The organism is Haloactinospora alba (genome assembly GCF_006717075.1).
Lineage (GTDB): Bacteria > Actinomycetota > Actinomycetes > Streptosporangiales > Streptosporangiaceae > Haloactinospora > Haloactinospora alba.
Genome location: NZ_VFQC01000001.1, coordinates 1,205,439 through 1,224,441, shown reverse-complemented (window position 1 = coordinate 1,224,441; position 19,003 = coordinate 1,205,439). Strand labels below are relative to the sequence as shown.

General features: G+C 67.5%; 18 protein-coding genes. 2 read left to right on the top strand and 16 right to left on the bottom strand.

Going from position 1 to position 19,003, the window contains the following annotated elements:
• Positions 1–114: 114 nt before the first annotated feature.
• The 4 genes from FHX37_RS05600 to FHX37_RS05585 form a co-directional block, all read right to left on the bottom strand.
• Positions 115–864, bottom strand: coding sequence for a YebC/PmpR family DNA-binding transcriptional regulator (locus tag FHX37_RS05600; RefSeq protein ID WP_141922481.1), 750 nt, complete (start codon positions 862–864; stop codon positions 115–117).
• On the bottom strand, positions 861–1,475 hold the full coding sequence (gene pdxT, locus FHX37_RS05595; protein WP_141922480.1) for a pyridoxal 5'-phosphate synthase glutaminase subunit PdxT: 615 nt from the start codon (positions 1,473–1,475) through the stop codon (positions 861–863). Before pdxT ends, FHX37_RS05600 begins: the two co-directional genes overlap by 4 nt.
• Positions 1,476–1,587: 112 nt before the next feature.
• Positions 1,588–2,505 carry a pyridoxal 5'-phosphate synthase lyase subunit PdxS gene (pdxS, locus tag FHX37_RS05590; RefSeq protein WP_141925040.1) on the bottom strand — a complete coding sequence of 306 codons (918 nt, stop codon included), beginning with the start codon at positions 2,503–2,505 and terminating at the stop codon, positions 1,588–1,590.
• A 189-nt stretch (positions 2,506–2,694) separates the two neighbouring features.
• Positions 2,695–3,267: a hypothetical protein gene (locus tag FHX37_RS05585; RefSeq protein WP_141922479.1), complete on the bottom strand. Its 573-nt coding sequence runs from the start codon at positions 3,265–3,267 to the stop codon at positions 2,695–2,697.
• A 178-nt stretch (positions 3,268–3,445) separates the two neighbouring features.
• Here FHX37_RS05585 and FHX37_RS23465 point away from each other — a divergent pair, with 178 nt between their 5' ends.
• Complete coding sequence (locus FHX37_RS23465) at positions 3,446–3,589, top strand: hypothetical protein (RefSeq protein ID WP_246062105.1); 144 nt, start codon at positions 3,446–3,448, stop codon at positions 3,587–3,589.
• Between the two features lie 113 nt (positions 3,590–3,702).
• On the opposite strand, the gene FHX37_RS05575 is transcribed toward FHX37_RS23465, so the two are convergent.
• The 5 genes from FHX37_RS05575 to FHX37_RS05555 all read right to left on the bottom strand — a co-directional run bounded on the left by FHX37_RS05575 (position 3,703) and on the right by FHX37_RS05555 (position 9,372).
• A complete protein-coding gene (locus tag FHX37_RS05575) occupies positions 3,703–4,851 on the bottom strand; it encodes a glycosyltransferase family 4 protein (protein WP_141922477.1) in 1,149 nt (382 codons plus the stop codon).
• 4 nt (positions 4,852–4,855) lie between these two features.
• Positions 4,856–5,866, bottom strand: a complete 1,011-nt coding sequence (locus FHX37_RS05570; protein ID WP_141922476.1) for a phosphatidylinositol mannoside acyltransferase — start codon at positions 5,864–5,866, stop codon at positions 4,856–4,858.
• An 11-nt stretch (positions 5,867–5,877) separates the two neighbouring features.
• Positions 5,878–6,510, bottom strand: coding sequence for a phosphatidylinositol phosphate synthase (gene pgsA / locus FHX37_RS05565; protein ID WP_141922475.1), 633 nt, complete (start codon positions 6,508–6,510; stop codon positions 5,878–5,880).
• A 333-nt stretch (positions 6,511–6,843) separates the two neighbouring features.
• The gene (locus FHX37_RS05560; protein ID WP_141922474.1) at positions 6,844–7,395 is read right to left on the bottom strand and encodes an HIT family protein; all 552 of its coding nucleotides are present in this window, start codon (positions 7,393–7,395) and stop codon (positions 6,844–6,846) included.
• A 264-nt stretch (positions 7,396–7,659) separates the two neighbouring features.
• Complete coding sequence (locus FHX37_RS05555; protein ID WP_246062103.1) at positions 7,660–9,372, bottom strand: DUF885 domain-containing protein; 1,713 nt, start codon at positions 9,370–9,372, stop codon at positions 7,660–7,662.
• A 414-nt stretch (positions 9,373–9,786) separates the two neighbouring features.
• On the opposite strand from FHX37_RS05555, the gene FHX37_RS05550 reads away from it, so the two are divergent.
• Positions 9,787–10,452: a cyclase family protein gene (locus FHX37_RS05550; RefSeq protein ID WP_246062102.1), complete on the top strand. Its 666-nt coding sequence runs from the start codon at positions 9,787–9,789 to the stop codon at positions 10,450–10,452.
• 42 nt (positions 10,453–10,494) lie between these two features.
• On the opposite strand, the gene FHX37_RS05545 is transcribed toward FHX37_RS05550, so the two are convergent.
• The 7 genes from FHX37_RS05545 to FHX37_RS05510 all read right to left on the bottom strand — a co-directional run bounded on the left by FHX37_RS05545 (position 10,495) and on the right by FHX37_RS05510 (position 19,001).
• Positions 10,495–11,085, bottom strand: coding sequence for a GTP-binding protein (locus FHX37_RS05545; RefSeq protein WP_141925038.1), 591 nt, complete (start codon positions 11,083–11,085; stop codon positions 10,495–10,497).
• 34 nt (positions 11,086–11,119) lie between these two features.
• Positions 11,120–11,629, bottom strand: a complete 510-nt coding sequence (locus FHX37_RS05540) for a DUF742 domain-containing protein (RefSeq protein WP_394344476.1) — start codon at positions 11,627–11,629, stop codon at positions 11,120–11,122.
• Positions 11,630–11,661: 32 nt separating this feature from the next.
• Positions 11,662–12,051, bottom strand: a complete 390-nt coding sequence (locus FHX37_RS05535; protein WP_141922472.1) for a roadblock/LC7 domain-containing protein — start codon at positions 12,049–12,051, stop codon at positions 11,662–11,664.
• 223 nt (positions 12,052–12,274) lie between these two features.
• Positions 12,275–15,340: a sensor histidine kinase gene (locus FHX37_RS05530; RefSeq protein ID WP_141922471.1), complete on the bottom strand. Its 3,066-nt coding sequence runs from the start codon at positions 15,338–15,340 to the stop codon at positions 12,275–12,277.
• Between the two features lie 649 nt (positions 15,341–15,989).
• A complete protein-coding gene (locus FHX37_RS05525; RefSeq protein ID WP_246062100.1) occupies positions 15,990–16,640 on the bottom strand; it encodes an FAA hydrolase family protein in 651 nt (216 codons plus the stop codon).
• A gap of 737 nt (positions 16,641–17,377) precedes the next feature.
• Complete coding sequence (locus tag FHX37_RS05515) at positions 17,378–18,223, bottom strand: MetQ/NlpA family ABC transporter substrate-binding protein (protein ID WP_141922468.1); 846 nt, start codon at positions 18,221–18,223, stop codon at positions 17,378–17,380.
• 97 nt (positions 18,224–18,320) lie between these two features.
• Positions 18,321–19,001, bottom strand: coding sequence for a methionine ABC transporter permease (locus tag FHX37_RS05510; RefSeq protein WP_141922467.1), 681 nt, complete (start codon positions 18,999–19,001; stop codon positions 18,321–18,323).
• Positions 19,002–19,003: the final 2 nt, after the last annotated feature.

Genomic DNA, 19,003 nt, shown 5'->3' with positions numbered 1-19,003 from the left:
TGCCAGAACAGCACGTGCCGCTCCGGCAGAGTTCACCATATCGACCCTCTTTCCGACCGAACATCCACCACGCGGCGGAAAGCCGCGGTCTCCACCTCCGAGCTCCGCCGGTGGTCAGCTGGCCTTCTCGAGCACCTCGTCGGGGATGTCAGCGTTGCTGTAAACGTTCTGCACGTCGTCGGAGTCCTCGAGCGCGTCGATGACCCGCATGACCTTCCTTGCGTTCTCCTCGTCCAGAGGAACCTCAACGCTGGGTAGGAAGGAGGTCTCGGCCGAGTCGTACTCGATCCCGGCCTCCTGCAGCGCGCTACGGACCGGCACCAGGTCGGTGGCTTCGGAGACGACCTCGAAGGACTCCCCCAGATCGTTGACGTCCTCAGCGCCGGCGTCCAGTACCGCCATGGTGAGCTCGTCCTCGGTCGTTTCGCTTTTCGGGACGATCACGACCCCTTTGCGGCTGAAGAGATAGGAGACCGAGCCCGGGTCACCCATGGACCCCCCGTTACGCGTGACGGCCATACGCACGTCGGAGGTGGCACGGTTGCGATTGTCGGTCAGACACTCGATGAGCAGGGCGACTCCCCCCGGGGCGTAGCCCTCCAACATGATGTTCTGCCAGTCGGCGCCGCCTGCTTCCTCACCGGAACCGCGTTTCCGGGCTCGTTCGATGTTGTCCAGCGGGACGGAGTTCTTCTTCGCCTTCTGGATCGCGTCGAGCAACGTCGGGTTGCCCTCCGGATCGCCACCGCCAGTACGCGCGGCCACCTCGATGTTCTTGACCATCTTGGCGAAGAGCTTGCCTCGCTTGGCGTCGATGGCGGCTTTCTTGTGCTTCGTGGTAGCCCACTTTGAGTGGCCGCTCATGAGTATGCCTGTCCTTTCACCATGTCGACGAAAAGCCTGTGGACACGCGTATCCCCCGTGAGTTCGGGATGGAACGACGTAGCCAGCAGTGGCCCCTGCCGTACGGCGACGATCCTACCGGCGTGGCCTCCCCGCGTGACCGAACCGAGGACGGTGACCCCGTCCGCGACGGACTCCACCCAGGGGGCGCGGATGAAAATCGCCTCCAGCGGCTCCTCGCCGATCCCATCGATCGCGACAGGGGCCTCGAACGACTCGGTTTGGCGGCCGAAGGCGTTCCGCCGCACGGTCATGTCGATGCCGCCGATGCTCTGCTGCCCTTCGGCTTCATCCAAGAGCCGGTCGGCCAACAGGATCATGCCCGCACACGTCCCGTAGACAGGCATGCCACCACCGATGTGTTTCCGCAGCGGTTCCAGTAGTTCGTACCGCGCGGCGAGTTTGGACATCGTCGTCGACTCGCCTCCGGGGAGGATCAGACCGTCGATCGCGTCGAGGTCGGCACGGCGGCGCACCTCCGTTCCGGTAACCCCGAGATCCTCCAGTACACGTACGTGCTCTGCGGTGTCACCCTGCAGAGCCAACACACCTATGACGGGGTGGGTGGACAACAAACGACCTCACTCGGTTTCCGTGCGACGGGAGAGGAGCGGCATCCGCCCGGACCACTGCGCTCCGTCGTTCCGAAGGCGTGGTCCGGGCCGGCGGGGTTCCGCCTTCCCCTCACCACCCACGTTCGGAGTAGCGCTGGCTCTCGTCCAGGTTGTCGACGTTGATGCCAACCATGGCACCCCCCAAACCGCGGGACACCTTCGCGATGACCTCGGCATCGTTGTAGTGCAACGTGGCCTGCACGATCGCGTCGGCGCGCTTGCCCGGATCGTTGGACTTGAAGATCCCCGACCCCACGAACACGCTCTCCGCGCCCAGCTGCCGCATCAGCGCGGCGTCGGCGGGAGTGGCGACGCCTCCGGCCGAGAACAGCGGGACGGGGAGTTTCCCGAGCCGCGCCACCTCCCGGACGACCTCGTAGGGTGCTGCCAGCTCCTTCGCCGCCCCGAACAACTCAGCGCCGTCCAGTGTTCCCAGGCGGTGGATCTCCGCTCGGATGGCCCGCATGTGCCGCGTCGCCTCAACGACGTTCCCGGTTCCTGCCTCGCCCTTGGAACGGATCATGGCCGCTCCCTCGGCGATACGGCGCAACGCCTCGCCGAGGTTGGTGGCACCGCAGACGAACGGGACGGTGAACCCCCATTTGTCCACGTGATGCGCCTCGTCCGCCGGGGTGAGGACCTCGGACTCGTCGACGAAGTCGATACCGAGGGACTGCAGCACCTGGGCCTCGACGAAGTGGCCGATCCTGGCCTTGGCCATGACCGGAATCGACACGGCCTCGATGATGCCGTCGATCATGTCCGGATCGGACATGCGGGCGACCCCGCCGTCCGCACGGATGTCGGCGGGCACCCGCTCCAGCGCCATAACCGCGACGGCACCGGCGTCCTCGGCGATCTTGGCCTGCTCGGGGGTGACCACATCCATGATCACGCCGTTCTTGAGCTGTTCTGCCATGCCCCGTTTAACGCGGGTGGTACCGACCGTGCTGTCGGTTACGTTCTCATCAGTGTTGGCGTTGGCCACAGTGGCGGACTCCCAATTCTGAGCGGACACGAGGTTCACCTCGTTACGCGGAGGATGGATCGTGCAGCGCCGCACGGCAGTTGACCGTGCGCGCCCCTTCCCATGATAAACGGTCAGGACCTTCTCCTTCTGGACATACCACCTTCCCCCGTTCCGGGATTGTCCTCACCGTCCAAGCTGCCGGGAGATCTACGCCATAGTGTCGAACGAAGGCGGTTCATCATCGGCTTCGAAGAACTCCGGCAGGGGGGCGCTGCCGGCGAGCCGGAGCGCACGCACCAACCTGCTCATCCGAGCCGCGCGGGTACTCGCGACAGCGTCGTTGTAGAAGCGGCGGGCGAGGTGGACGCGTTTGGCGGCCGCCTCGACCTCGGCCAGCAGCTCACCGTCCGCTCCCCCACGGGAGTAACCGCCGGACGCCACCTCCGCACGGAAACCGGGTTCTCCCACCACCGCGCGCAGCGTCCGGGAAAGACTGCTCTCGGCGAGCTCCCGTTCCCCTCCACCGCACGCGTGGGAACGGCGGGAACGGACCGCGGCGTCCGCGAGCAGGACGGCGGAGGCGGGTTCGAGGAGTCCAGGGGTCGAGGCGAGCTCGAGCACGACAGCGCTCCGACGCACCAGTGCGGCGTCCAGGGCGGCGTAGGCGGTCTCCACCCGCGTGTGTAACCGGTCCAATCGGGTCGCACGCCAGGAGACGTAGAACGACAGCGCTGCCACCGCCGCCACCGCGACCGCAGCAGCAGAGATCCAGTCGAGCACCGTTTCACCAGGTCCTTCCGGAGGATGTCCCGATTTTCAGGCCTGGGAGGAATCCGGAACGTGGCTTCCCCATATCTCTGGCCCCTGCACAATAGGGGGTGCGCGGACGGCGTACACGTGCCGGTCCCACCCGGCCGGCCCCGATCAGGCGGCCCAACCGGACCGCACGTTCGGCCGCGTGCGCCTGGCGCAGAACAGGCCCCTCGACCAGCGCCACGAGGCCTACCACCAGCGCGGCGAGAAGACCTCCGACAAGGCCGCCGCCGCGGCCGGGAACAACCCGTGCCGCTGGTCGCGTCGCAGCCCGCGAGTACGCGGGTGACGCCTGTGGAGCTGGTGCCAGACGGCACGGGCCCTCCCCTCCGCAACCGGCTAGGAAGCGGGAAACCCACCCCGCAAGGGGCGGAATCCCCTCCCCTTAGGGAAAGGAAAAAGTCAAACGCTTTCCCTACGGCCTGTTGTCACCCGTCCTTCCGCAGGTCCCAACGGAAGGACGGTCTCGTAGACGCGCACGATCTCCGCGGCGACACTGCGCCAGTCGTAGGCACGCACCGCGCTCCGCGCGGCTTCGGACAGCTCCGCCCTACGGTCGGGACTGTCCAACAGCGTCGCGGCACCGTTCGCCAACGCGTCCGGATCGCCCGTGGCGAAAAGCTCCCCCGCGGCACCGCCGCGTAGCACCTTCCGGAAAGCAGCGATATCGCTCGCCAGGAGCGGGGCTCCAGCGGACATGGCCTCGGCCAGCACGATCCCGAAACTCTCCCCGCCCAGGTTGGGAGCGCAGAAGACACTCACCGAGTGGTAGGCGCGCACTTTGTCAGCGTCACTCACCTGACCCAGAAGAACCACACGGTCCCGCAGCTCATCGGGGACCTTCGCCTCCACCTCACCACTGTCGCCGGGGCCGGCCAGGAGCAGACGCAGCCCCGGGCGCTGCGGCCCGAGCCGCGCGAACGCATCCAGCAGCACACCGAGCCCCTTGCGCGGCTCGTCGAGTCTGCCGAGGAAGCCGATCGCCCCGCCCTCCCCCGGCCACCCCTCCAGTGGTTCGGCCGAGGCGAAACGGCGCATGTCCACCCCGTTCGGGATGAGGACCGCGTCACCCCCCAGGTGTTCCACCAGAGTCTTGCGAGCCGCCTCGGAGACGGCGATACGGCCGTTGATCTTCTCCAGGGCGGTGTGCAGCGCGGCAGCCGACACCGTCATGGCACGGGAACGGGGGTTGGCGGTATGGAACGTCGCAACGATCGGCCCTTCGGCCACCCAGCACGCGAGCAGGGAGAGGCTGGGCGCGGCCGGCTCGTGCACGTGCAACAGGTCGAACGCGCCGTCCCGGATCCACCTCCTGACGCGTCCCGCGGCACGAAAACCGAACGCCAACCGCGCGACCGAGCCGTTGTACGGGACCGGAACAGCCCCGCCGGCGGAGACGACATGATCGGGGAGCTCCTGCTCCGAGTCGCACGGCGCCAGCACCGACACCTCGTGCCCCAGCTCCAGGAGGGTCACGGCGAGGTCGTTGACGTGTTGTTGGACACCGCCGGGCACATCCCAGGTGTAGGGGCACACGAGACCGATACGCATCGGCTCACCCCCTCCGGCCGGTCTCACGGCCGGTCTCCGGGAGAGTGGCGTCCCCGTCGCGGGGCGGAACGGAATCGGGGCCGTCGCTCTCCGGAACTCGGGAGGCCGCCCCCGTAGTGCCGGGCTCCTCCAGGTCCGCGGTGAAAACACGCTGCAGCATGTGCCAGTCCTGTGGATGTTCGGCGATCGCGTGTTCGAAGACGCGTGCCACCTCCTGGGTCATGGCACGCACGTTGTCCCTCCGGTCACCGTGTCCCGGAACCGGGACCTCGTCGTGTATCCGGATACAACACTGTTCCCCCTCGTACCACAGTGTCACGGGCAGCAGGGCGGCACCGGTGCGCTCGGCCAGGGAAGCCGGACCGGCCGGCATACGCGCGTTCTCTCCGAAGAACGTGACGTCGACACCATTCGACGTGAGGTCGCGGTCGGCCAGAAGGCAGACCAACCCCCCGTTCCGAAGCCGCCGGGCGAGTAGTTCCGTGTTGTTCCCCTCCCCACCGGTGAGGGGGAGAACCTCCATCCCCAAAGCAGCGCGGAAGCGCACGAAGCGGTCGAACAGGCTCTCCGGCTCGAGTCGTTCGGCGACCGTCGTCAACGGTGTGCCGCGCATCGTGATCCATGCCCCGGCATGGTCCCAGTTACCCATGTGCGGCAGCGCGACGACGGCACCCCGGCCACCGGCGCGGGCATGGCGTTCCACCTTCTCCACGCCGCTGTGGCTGGTACGCGCGGACAGGGTCTTCCAGTCCATCACCGGCAGCCGGAACATCTCGTAGAAATAACGCAGGTAGGAACGCATGGCGGCACGTGACAGGGCCCGGAGTTGGGCCTGCGTGATGTCGGGCCCCGACACGCGGCGGAGGTTCGCCTCCAGCTGGCGCACACGCCTGCCGCGACCGCGCCAGGAACGGTCGGCCATGACCTCGAAGACACGCCGCCCGACACGTTCGGGCACGCGTCGGATCAGCATCCACCCCAGCGAATACGCCACTGTTGTCGCGCGTTCTCCCATGGGTCCCACTCTCAGTGCGTTCCGGCGTTCCCCGCATGCTGATTCGGGTGGGTGAGCCGGTTGTACGTTTCCAGCAGGCGCTGCACCACTGTCACACCGCTGAGGACGGCGAGCAGCCACAGACCAACCGGCAGAACATACGGTACATCCAGCCCGCCGATCCCGGCGGCCACAAGAACGAGAACGAGGCGCTCCGAACGTCCCGCGACCCCCACGTCACAGTTGACGCCCAATCCCTCGGCCCTGGCCTTGACATAGGAGACCCCGAAACCGGAGACCATGCAGAACAGGGTGAGGCCGGCCAGCATCGGGTCCGCGCCCTCTCCCGTGAACCACAGCAGGAGCCCAGCCAGGATCGCCGCGTCGGAGACCCGGTCCAGGGTGGAGTCGAGGAACGCTCCCCACTTGCTCGTACCGTTCGACACGCGGGCCACGGCCCCGTCCAGCATGTCGCACAGCACGAACGCGGTTACCACGACCGACCCGATGTAGAGCTTGCCCTGCGGGTAGAAGGCCAGGGAACTCACCGTGACGCCAACGGCGCCCGTGAGGGTGACGGCCGTGGGAGTGACGCCGACCCGGGCCAGGCCCCGGCCCACGGGAAGAAGCATCCGGGCGAGGTAGGGACGCAGGAATCTCAGCATGACTCCCCAAGATCGTATGTCCAACAGGCCGGGCGGCGAAGGAGGCACCCCGCCGCGTCTCAGTATGCCCCGGTGGTCGGCCGGCACGCGGTAGGCGCTCTCATGCGTGCGTCGCACCGGTTCCGGGAGGAACCGTCCGCTCCGGAACCGGTGCGACGGCGGGACCGGCCGGTGTCCGCGCGCACAGCTCGCACCGCTACGTGCCGCCGAAGGAGGAAACCAGTACAGCGGAAACAGGTACCGCAGTAGCCCCGTCGAGCGACGGCGCTCCCCGCCGCGCCACCCGTGTCCTTGGCACGGTTCCGTCACACGGGTGGGACCGGGCAGCCGTACTCAGCGACGCGGCCAGTGCTCGGCCAGGGTTTCCCTTGTCTGGCCCAACAGCTCCGGCAGAACCTTGGTCCTGCCCACGACCGGCATGAAATTGGTGTCGCCACCCCAGCGGGGGACGATGTGCTGGTGCAGGTGGGCAGCGATACCGGCACCGGCGACGTTCCCCAGGTTCATCCCCACGTTGAACCCCTGCGGAGCGGCGGAGTTCCGCACCGCCGTAATACCGTCCTGGGTCAGGGTCGCGACCTCGGCGGTCTCGGCCTCGTCCAGCTCGGTGTAGTCCGAGACGTGCCGGTAGGGACAGATCAGCAGGTGCCCGCTGTTGTATGGATAGAGGTTGAGAACCGCGAACGCGAGCTTCCCCCGCGCCACCACGAGCCCCTCGTCGTCGGGCATGCCTGGGGCGCGGCAGAAGGGGCAACCGTCGTCGGGCGCTGATCCGCTCGGTTTGTTCTCCCCCTTGATGTAGGCCATGCGGTGCGGGGTCCACAGACGCTGGAACCCGTCAGCCTCGTCGGCCCCGCCTTCGGGATCTGGCTGCGTACTGCTCATCGACCAGTTCACCTCGTCCTACTCCATGCACCGCCGGATCTACCCGGAACCAGCATAGGAGAGCAGCGCGACGCGTGTGACGCGCGGCGCCGTCCGGGGGCACCAGCGGCTCCCCCGTGCGCCACGGCTTCCCGGCTCCCCGGCACCGGCCCGATGACAGGGGCCTCCCCCGTCCGCACCGGCCGCCGGGGCGGAGTCCGCCTCCCCTGGAGGAACGACGGAACGGGAGCGGCCAGCGGCAGCGGCGCGGTGGCCTGGTTCCCGTTACACACGGAGCAGGCTCCGCAGGTGGCGCGGCGGAGGTGCGCCGTGGGCCAGCAGACTGTCGTGGATCTCACGCGGACGCGCCGTGGTACGCACGTTCCCCAGATCGCGCGCCAGGTCGCTGACCTCCCGGTATCCCACGTAGTAGGTGGACAGCTGGGCACTGCCCAACTGGGCGCGGTGCCACTTCCCGGCCGCCTCCTCCTCTTCCTGGTGGCCGCGTTCCGTCATCAGCGCCATCGCTTCCTCCTCGGTCATTCCGTAAGCGTGGATACGGACATCGAGGATGGCGTTGATGATCACCCTGATCCTGCTTTTGAGCTGGAACAGACGCAGCGCCCGGTCGTCGCCGGAAGCGGCTCCCTCCCACTCGCGGCTCGCCAGCAGTTCCTCGGCGTAGACAGCCCACCCCTCGACGAACGTTTCGTTCTGCAACGCGCGCCGTATCCGGCTCAGTCCCGAGGTGGCAGCCATGTGCGCCATCTGTAGCGCGTGTCCGGGCAGCGCCTCGTGAGCCATCAGGTTACGTAGCATCACCGCGTTGTACTCGCGGTAGAAGGACCCCTGGGAGGAGCCGCCACCTGCCATGGGCGGGGCCACGGCGAGCAGGGTGGGAGCCCCCGTGTCCGGCGCGAGTGCCCCGGGCGGGTCGCAGTAGGCGACGGCCACCCCACGCCTGGCCTCGGGCATGTCGATCACCTGCAACGGGCGTTCCGGCACGGAGACGAGGTCCGTGTCACGCAGCCGGTCCGTCACGTGCCCGAGCGCCTCCTCGCACAGGGGGCGGATCGTCTCCGGAGCGGAGGCGTTCGCGGTGCTGACCCGCCTCAGTACCTCACGCACCTGCCCGGCGTAGGGTGCCCTACCGTCATAGGAGGCCGCCACGTCGGCGATCTCCTCCTCAGCGGCGATCAGATCGCTCTGCGCCCGGGTGAGCAGCACCTCCGGGGAGATCTCAGTGTCCAGGGTATACCAGAGCTGCGCGGCGTAGCGGCGCTCTCCCAGCCGCGGACTGGCGACCGCCGTACGGGACTCGGAATCCAACCACGCGATGTGCTCCTCCAACGCGGCACGCGCCTCGTCACGCGCCGGGACCACCTCAGAACGAAGGCTGGGCTCCTCCTCCAACAGCGCGTCGACGTCCCGGCCCAGCATGGCCACTGTCCCGCGCGCCTGGGTGAGGGCCGACTCGATATGCGCACGCGGCATGCCGGGACCGTCGTCCAGCACACCGCGGGCCGTCGCGAGATGCTGCGGCACCAGGCGGCAGCAGTCCGCCAACGCCCCCAGACGCTCACCAACCGGCCACACCTGTGTGGTGAGCAGCGTGTAGAGGGCTCCTCCCGGCAGATGGACCATAGGGTCCCAGGTATGCTGCCGCAGTTCGGTGTGGCGCCACATGTCGCCGCTGACCTTGCCACGCAGTGTTTCCAGGTCCACCTGGTCCGCTACGGGAAGCAGTGTGTCGTCGATCGCGTCCAACGCACCGAGCGCGTCGCTCAGCACCGCCATCCGGTGGGATTCCCCCTGTGGGGAGTGGTCTGCCAAGCGACCGAAGAACCGGGAGTCGCCAAGCTCGCTCGCCCATTCGGGATCAGTGGCAAGCAGCGCGTCCAGGATCCGTGTTCCGACCTCGCGGAAACGGTCGGTCATGGCGTTGGTACCCGGATCGGGCTGCTCTTCGGGCTGGTTGTCCCCAGGATTCGCATTCATCGTTGGATCTAGCGCGATGCCGTGGACGCGCTTCCTCCTTTCGGACGGTGCGGGCGTCAGCCGTCGCCGCGGCGGAGGAGACGGAAACGCACGGGGACGGTGGGTCGGACGGATTCGTGGCGAACACGCGGACGGGGGAGCATGCCGGAACGGGAATCCGCTCTCCCGGGTGGAACACAGCCACGGGGTCGTCCTTCCCGCGTGAGGCGATACTGGCACCTCGGGCTTTCGGCCGCTACAGCCGAACGGCCCTCGCCCGCGGTGGGCGACCCGTCGCTGTTTCCCCTCCCGTCGGCAGTACGGTCATGGCGCGTACGCGGCCGGGCACGGGAACCGCCCGCGGGGCGGAGAGTACCGTGTCTCACCACACGGACCGGAACCACCTCACGGATCCGCAGACGGATTGGAGACATCGTGGGCGCAACCGGCGTCATCGACCTGAGCCACCCCATAAGCGCGGACACCCAGGCCTATCCCGGGGAGTCGGCGCCCTCACTCCACTCGGCGAAGAACATCGCCGAGGACGGCGTCAACAGTACCGACGTGTGCCTGACCTCCCACAGCGGGACCCACGTTGACGCGCCCTACCACTTCCGGACGGACGGCACCCGTCTGGACGACCTTCCGCTGGAGCTGTTCACCGGGCCGGGGATCGTGGTCGACGTCACCGGCCGGGAGGACCGTTCCCCTATCACCCGGGACGACCTCGCCCCCTGGCGGGACGGGTTCGCACCGGGAACCATAGTTCTGGTGCGTACCGGCTGGGACACCCACTACCGCACCGAACGCTACTTCCACCATCCCTACCTGACGGGTGATGCGGCGCAGCTCCTCGTCGACTCCGGGGTGCGTACGGTCGGTGTCGATACGCTGAGTCCGGACGAGACGCCCTACGGCCCCCACCCTGCCGGAGACTGGGCAGCGCACCATACCCTCCTGGGAGCGGGAGGGACCATCATCGAGAACCTGCGCGGGCTGGATCGGGTCGACTTCCCGAACCCGTGGATCAGCGCGTTCCCGATCCGGTTGTCCAGCGGGGACGGCGCACCGGTGCGAGCGGTGGCGCACCGCACCTCCTGACCCTGGCCGGGACCGTTGGCGTTAGGGGCGTAAGCCGCGCCCCTAACGCCACGAGGTCTGACCGCCCGTGGATGTCGGCTGGCCGGAACTGTTGGCGTCACCCACCGTGATGGCGTGTTCCACCAGTCTGATCAGGGTCGACTTGGTGGAGTCCTTGCCGCGCGCATCGACCTGGACAATGGGGATGTCGGGGCTGAGGGTGAGGGCGTCGCGCACCTCCTCCGGAGCGTGCGGATAGTAGCCGTCGAACCCGTTGACCGCCACCACGAAGGGCAGGCGCGCTTCCTCGAAGTAGTCGATGGCGGGGAAGCAGTCGGCGAGGCGCCTCGTGTCGACAAGCACCACAGCACCGATAGCGCCCTTGACCAGGTCGTCCCACATGAACCAGAACCTGTGCTGCCCCGGGGTACCGAACAGGTACAGGATCAGGTCCGAGTCCAGCGAGACACGGCCGAAGTCCATCGCCACAGTGGTGGACTGCTTGTCCGGTGTCTTGGCGAGATCGTCAACGCCCACACTGGCGCTTGTCATGACCGCTTCGGTGGTCAGCGGTACGATCTCGGAAACGGAGCCGACGAACGTCGTCTTTCCGACACCGAAGCCTCCAGCGACGACGATCTTGACCGATGTCATCGCGTTCGCCGCAGCACCGCCCTCGTCGGCCGGGCTAGAGCTTGCGAAGTCCACTGAGCACCCTTTCAAGCAGGTTGACATTGGGCCGGCTTTCGTCGGAGCCGAGCGACGATCGGATCTGCACCAGGCCCTGTTCCGACATGTCCGCCACGAGTACCCGCGCGACACCGAGCGGGATCCGCAGCAGCGCGGATATCTCTGCCACGGAACGCCACTCTCCACACAGGTCCCTGATCGCCTGACACTCAGGGGTCAGGGTTCCCAGCTCGTCGCGCGCCGCCGCTGTCGCGGAGATCAGCGCCTCCAGCGGTAGCTGGGACTTCGGTTTGGTCCGGCCGCGGGTCACAGCATAAGGCCGTACCAACGAACTGGGGGCATTCGACGGGGGGTCACCCGCCGGGGTGGGTTGCTGATCGTCTGGTTGCTGTTTCGGCCGTGGAACATCTCCGCCGTCCGGACGCTCGGCCGGCGCTCTGGAGGCGCCGCCGGGCTGCTGCCCGAACCACGAGGCGCTCCCGTCCTCTCTACTGTGGGGTGCCACCACGTCCTCCTGTTGGTGGTGGATCAGTGGATTACTCAGGTGCGCGCCGCCGGGATCAACGCACGCCCGGCCCGTTCGACGAGCAGGGTCATCTCGTAAGCCACCAGGCCGAGGTCGCACTCCGCAGCGGCGAGCACTGTCAGGCACGACCCGTCACCGATGGCCATGATGAGCAACAACCCACGTTCCATCTCGACAACGGTCTGCGCGACCGACCCGCCCTCGAAGACCCGGGCAGCGCCCTGTGTCAGGCTGGACAGGCCGGACGCGATCGCCGCAAGCTGGTCCGCCCGGTCAGCGGGGAAACCCTCCGAGGCAGCGAGCGGCAAACCGTCCGATGAAACGACGATGGCGTGCGCGACATCCGGTACGCGATTCGCGAAGTCGGTGACTAGCCAGTTGAGCTCGTTCACGGATTGACTCATTTGCTCTCCTGTCCGTCCCAAGCTTCGCGCTGGCCGACCGCGCGGGGAGCGACTGCCGACCATGTCTTCTTCAGTCGTGACTTCATGTGGTTTTCGTGTCCGAGAATTGCGGATGATGCTAGTTCATAGCTGGCCCGCGGTATCGGACCACCCCGCCAATCTGACGCACGGACTCTACCCGGTTCCAATCGGCGTCCGTCCGCAACACCGTTCGCGCTGGACACTATCTCTCCTCGGACGACTGGTCGTCGGTCTGGTTACGTCCCTCACGGAGCCCCTTCTGGAAACCGGCGAAACGATCCCGTACCCGTTTCGCTGAACGGGCCGGCCCTTCGTCCGCCCCTTCCTGCTGTGGAGCCGTGCCAGGAACTAGGTTTGCTTTAGGTACGCGTTTTGGCAAGCCCGAGGTCGTCAAACCTCCGGCCACAGGGTCGGAAACGGACTGAGCCGCCTGCCATCCCTGGTCCGACGCTGACCGCCATGTCTCGTTGGAGGTTTCCTGCCCTTCCTCCCCTTCTGACGCGTTCGGCTGCGAGACGGCTCCCCCGTCGTCGACGGAATCCGTAGGCTCCGGACGGGGCGGCTCGCTGGCGCTGGAGCCCCGGCCCCTGTTGACCTGCGGCTGAGGGCCGGTGTCCGGTCCTGCCACGGAGGGTCCACCGGTGCGTCGGCGGAACCAGTTCGACTCGATGGACTCGAAGATCGGCAGGGTCTCCCCGTCCTGCTCCGGCGACGGCGGGACGACCGTGTCCTGTCCGGGGCTCCCGTAACGGCGGGAAAGGTAGGCGGTGGATCCGTAACCCTCACGCGGGGAGTGCTCGTTGTGCTGCCAACCACCGAGAGCCGAGGGGTCGGTCTGCTCTCCCGACAGCGGAGGGCCGCTGGCGAACCCAGCAGGACGCTCGCTCCCCTCCTCGCTCTCGGACACAGCGGATTCCGTTGGCTGCTGCGGGGCTGCTGGCGGTTCTGCGGAGGAGGCCTCTGACGGCCCCGCCAGAGGCCCCTCGTGATGCGTGTCAGTGTCGAACGGGGAGGGGGAGGGCCTCTCCTCCGGTCCCGGCTCCGCCGCAGGCGGTTGCTGTCCGGCGGAATCGGCGTGCTCCGGCGGTTGCGCCGGCCGGGAGTCCCGGTTGGCGGGCCTCCACAGGTCCTCCCCGCCGGGCGGGTGCTCCTCGGCGCGCTCCGCGCCGGGGCGGCGCTTGGGCAGGTCCGAGGGCGCTGACGGGACGCTCCCGGTCGACGGGGGCTGACGGTCGTCGCCGGACTCGGCGGGGGCGGGGTTGGCCGCGAAGGCCGCGGTCGCTTCCGCGTACGTGTCGGGGAAGGCGGACCCAGCGTCCAGTTCGGGAGGCGAGGAGGCTCCATCCTGCTGCGCGTCCAGCTCGACCGGGGTGATCAGCAGGTCCGGCGGGAGGACGGCCACGGCCGTGATACCGCCGTTGTGGGACTCCTGCAACTGCACCTCGATGCCGTGCCGGGCAGCCAGGCGGCTGACCACGAACAGCCCCATGCGCCGGGAAACGGCCACATCGATGACGGGTGGCTCCGCGAGGCGCTCGTTCGTGGCCTCGAGTTCGTCCGCCGGCATCCCGATCCCGTCGTCCGCCACCTCGACCTGGACACTGCCGTTGTCGAGTGTCCTGGCGGAGACCCCGACCTGGGACTCGTGCGACGAGAACGAGGTCGCGTTCTCCACGAGCTCGGCGATGAGGTGAATCACGTCGTTGACGGGGCGGCCCAGTACGGATATGTGCGAGGGTGCCCGGACGTTCACCCGGTCGTACTGCTCGACCTCGGAGATCGCACCGCGCAGCACGTCGACCAGCGGGACGGGTTGGGCCCACTTGCGGGTGTTGTCCTGGCCGGAGAGCACCAGAAGGTTCTCGTTGTTCCGGCGCATGCGCGTCGCCAGGTGGTCCAGTTGGAAGAGGTCGGACAACCGGTCGGCGTCCTGCTCGCTCTGCTCCAGCCCGTCGATCAGTCGCAGTTGCCGCTCCACCAGCGTTTGGCTCCGCCGGGAGAGGTTGACGAACATCGCGTTGACGTTGCTGCGCAGCACCGCTTCGTCCGAGGCGAGACGCAGTGCCACACGGTGGACCTCGTCGAACGAGTGGGCGACCTCGCTGATCTCGTCCCGGGAGCCGACGTCGATAGGGGCGACATCGACCTCCCCGGGGGCCGAACTCATCCCCTGCATACGGGTGATGGAGTCGGGAAGGTCCTCCTGGGCGATCCGGAGCGCGCCCTCCCGCAGGGTACGCAACGGCCGGACCAGCGAGCGGACCACGGCTGTCGTGCTGATGAAGACGGCGATGATCATCGCCAGCACCAGCAGCGAGTCCATCAGCGCCCGATTGATCGCCTCGGACTTCAATGAGGCCGCCTTGCCCTCGACGACCCCGGTGATCTCCCCCTCGACGTCCTGGAGCTTGTCCAGCGAGCTGTTCGCGGCCTCCCGGTAGGAGGAGGCGTCAACGTCGCCCGCGGAACCGGTCAGTTCCTCGTCGTTGTCGGCCCGCATCATGACCCGCACCCACGTGTTCATCACCTGGTTCGCGTCCGGGCCGCTGAAGCTCTGGTCGTAGGACTGCCGCTGCTGGTCCGTGGCTTTGTCGATGAAGTCCTGCTTGGCGTTGTCATAGCGGGACCGGCTCTGCCGCAGGGCTTCCTCGACACCGCCCGACATGGAGTCACGCATCAGCGTGTGCAGCATCAGCGCCGCTTCGTAGGAGAGCTGCTCCCGGACCTCGTTCAGGGCGGTCATGGACTGAACGCTCTCGCGCAGCTCCGTGTTCTCCGTGGACTCCGCGATGGTCTGGTTGAACCTGGTGAGGGATTCGATCGTCTTCCGGTAGCTGGTGACCGTGGGCAGGACGGTGGTGTCGGTCCCCTCGACATCACTGCGCACACTCTCGATCTCGTCGAGGTGGCTCGTCATGCTCTGGATCTGCTCCTCGGCAGCCGAGCTGTCGGCGCCGTCCAGCTCGTCGATGTCGCTTCGCACCTGCTGCCGGGCCTGCTTACTGGCTTTGACCTGTTCCCGCAGCCGTTCCAGGCGTTCGGTGGAACGCTCCTCGGGGTCAGGATCGTCAGCGATGTAAGCAGCGCTGAGCATGCGCTCCTTGCCCAGCTCGTTGGAGAGCGCGACGACCGACTGGCCCAGCGAGGCCATCTTCTCGACCCGGTCGTTAGCGATCGTGTTGAGAATGTTCTCGCCGATCCGCATCCCGCCGAGGACGACGGCCACAGCGGTGGGGATGACGATGAGCGCTATGAGGCGGGACCGCACACGCCAATTGCGCAGTCTCCGCCAGCGTTCGAACCGCTTTCTCCCACCGCTGCCCTCCGTCTCGTCGGCCGGAGGCTGCGGGCGGGAGGCGTCACTCCCACCATCTGTCGCTCGTGTCGACACGGACCCTCGCACCCTTTCGTGTCACCGCTTCGGATGACGGACGTGGATCCCCCGTGGACGGTCCCGTCCGGAACTCCGGTGTACGCGCCGCGTGGTGGCCGCCACTGCCGAAGGGACCTGCGTCATCCGGGAAAGCCTCGAAATGGACTCTTCCGTATCGGAACTCGCCTCAGTTCGGGGGAAGGCGTCATGCACCATAAACCCGAAATAGTGCATCCAAGGTGGACAGCGTACCAAGCCACACCGTGCTCTCCGAGAGGGTGACCCACGGTCCTCGTCGCTGTTCCCCACCTCCGGGGCGGACGATTCCGCTGCTGGACAGCGGATCGAGTCGGAACGCGGTGCGTCCCGCCCGCCGTGCGCCCCGGTGCACGTCCATAACTTTTCCAACACATCCTTGACACGCTTTCGGATGCTGGACCGTCCTCTTGCAGCGCCGCTCCCGAGGGGCAACGGGCGTCGTGCCCGTCCCTCCCGACCCGCGGCCGTCCGGGCTGCCAGCGTCTCCGAGAGCCGGAACCGTTGCTCAGACGGCGGATCCGATACGCACCTCGAACTCGCCCAACGGTCCGCCGTCCAGGAAGAGCTCCTCACCGGGAGTGAGCAGACGGGTTTGGGCGGGCAGTACCGCCACGAGAGACGAACGCCTCCCATCGGTCCACAGGAGCTCGTCGTCAACGCTGGCGGTCGCCAACGGTTTGTCCTCCACGGACGCCGTGACGGTCAGGGAGGAACGGTCGAGCTCCTCGGGGGTGACCACCGCCGGCCCGACACTCAGACCGCCGCACTCTGCTTCCGGGGTACGCCAGAGGCACGCCAACGTGTAACCGACGTGTTCCTTCCCGTCCTCAGTCCCACCGAACACGGCCGCCACACCGATCGCTGCGGAGAGAGCATCAGCCCCCGAGGGGAGAGCAGCACCCTCGTCGGTACCGCGCACCATCGCGGGTTCGATGTTCACCCACTCGGTTCCCACACGGGCCGGAACGGGGACGGAGGGAACGATCGGGGCGCACAGTCGGGTCTCGAACTCGACGATGATCTCCACCGGCGACGCGAGAGCACGCTGGTAGGCGTCGGCAAGCGTGTGCCGGTCCCCGTCCAACAGCTCGGAGAAGCCCTGCTCCCCCGGATAGCCGAACACACACCCGTCATCGATGACGCCTGGCCGCTCCATACCGCCACTCGGCGACAGATAGGTGACCCAACGCATACCGCAGCCCTCCCAACGACGGTGACACGGAGACGTCCGCCTCCAACTCACCCTAGCCCGAGCTCGGTGATTCCCGGTCGCGCCGCCTCCTGCTGTGCAGCGGTCAGAACAGCGGCCGAACGGGGTTGTGCTCGTTTCCGGTACTGGCGCACATGCGGCAGGGTTCCTCCACCCGCACCCAACTGATCACGCCGTTCTCATCCCTACGTGGGCTCTCCGGACGCCACCACCCTGTCCCGGAACAGAACCGACAGGGCTCACCCGGATTCTGGCACGGCTCACACTCGGTGAGAAGGCACCGGTCACGCTCCGGTTCCATTGGCATACTCCGGTCCCTCGCGGCTACCACGGCGTCGGGACTGCCGGGGACGGCCGTCTCCCCCAGCAGCGGAAACACGGCTCAGCGTGGGCCAAAGAACACACTCCTCCTGCGGGATGACCTTTCCGCCGCCACAAAGCGTACGCAACCTCGCATAGCTGAAGAACGGGAGTCCAGACACAGGGCCCATCCGAGCGGGTGCGGGGCCGGCGGGCTGATCCGGCCAGCCGACCCCACAAGGGTTTCCTTCCCTCCCGGACGCGGCCTCGGGAAACGCGCGACCGCGACCGGCGGGAACCGCCTGGGCGTGTTCGGTGGATGCTGTTCGTGGCGGGCGGCGCTGGGCCGCCGCGCAGCAGGACAAGCGTCCACCGGACAGGCTCTAGTTCTCGCCACCCAACGGAATCACGACTCCGTCCCACTGCTCCTGCATGTAGTCCTTGACCTCGTCGCTGTGGAGGAGCTCGTTGAGTTCGGTGACAGCCGGGGCATCGGTGTCAGAGGCGGGAACGACCAGCCCGTTGGCGTAGGGATTGTCCTCGGTGTTCTCCTGGGCAAGCGTGTTCGCCTCCGCGGGGATGCTCGCCTCCAGGGCGAAGTTCCCGTTGATGACGGCGGCGTCGACGTCGGGGAGGGACCGAGGGAGCTGCGCCGCCTCCACCGGAGTGATCTGCAGGTCACGCGGATTCTCGGCGATGTCCTTCTTCGATGCGGTATCCCCGGCACCGTCCTCCAGGGTGATGAGGTCCTGGTCCTCGAGGAGTTTCAGCGCCCGGCCCATGTTGGAACCGTCGTTGGGCACCGCGACCTTGTCGCCCTCCTCCAGGCCGGAAACCTTCTCCAGCTCTTCGGAATAGAGTCCGAACGCCTCCAGGTGCACGTTCCCGACGTAGCTGAGGTCAGCCTCGGGATTGCCGTCGAGGTACTCCTCGAGGAAGGGCTTGTGCTGGAAGTAGTTGGCGTCCAGTTCCCCCTCGGTCAGAGCGGTGTTGGGTTGGTTGTAGTCGGTGAACTCCACGATCTCGAGGTCCAGGCCGGCGTCGGCAGCGAGTTCGTCCCGGACGAACTCGAGGATCTGGGCTTGTGGAACGGGAGTCGCCCCGACGGTGACGGTCGTGCTGTCACCGTCGGCGGAACCGTCCGAGGACGCCTGCTCGCTGGGACTTCCGCAGGCCACGAGGCTCACGACGAGACCAGCGGCACCAGCTATGGCCCATATTGTGCGCACGTGTCTTTCCCTTCGTTCGTCGTCTTGGACCGCCAGAGCCGGCCCGTCGAGGGGGCGAAGGCGGCCGGGTTGGAGGGACACGTCGTTGTGTTCCGGTTCAGCGGTGGGTGAGGCGCCTGACCAACAGGTCACCGATCGTTTGCGCGAGCTGCACGATGGCGACCAGGCAGATCACGGTCGCCCACAGGTAGTAGTCGTCGAATCCCTGGTAGCCCTCACGGATGGCGATGTCGCCCAGGCCTCCCCCACCGATCGCTCCGGCCATGGCCGAGTAGGACACGAGGGTGACCACGGTCATCACCAGCCCGGCGATCAGTCCGGGGAGCGCTTCGGGCAGGAGTACCTTGCCGACGATGGCAAGCTTTCCGGTCCCCATGGCGTGCGCGGCTTCGACAACCTCCCGGTCGACCTCCCGGAGGGAGGTCTCGACGAGCCGGGCGAAGAAGGGTATGGCGCCGATGCTCAGCGGGACGATCGCCGCGGTGGGTCCGAGTGTGGTTCCCGTGATGAGCCGTGTCAGGGAGAGGACGGCCACCATCAGCACGATGAACGGCAGCGACCGCCCGATGTTCACGATCGCGCCGAGGACCGTCCGCAGCACCGGGGCAGCGGTGAGTCCGCCCCGCTCCGTGGTTACCAACAGCACCCCGATGGGGAGACCGAACACGACCCCCATGACGGCTGCCCACAGCACCATGTACACCGTGTCCAGGGTGCCCAGCCACAGTTCCGGCCACATCTCCGGCCAGCGTTCGGCGAGCTGTGTCGGCCAGGTCATTG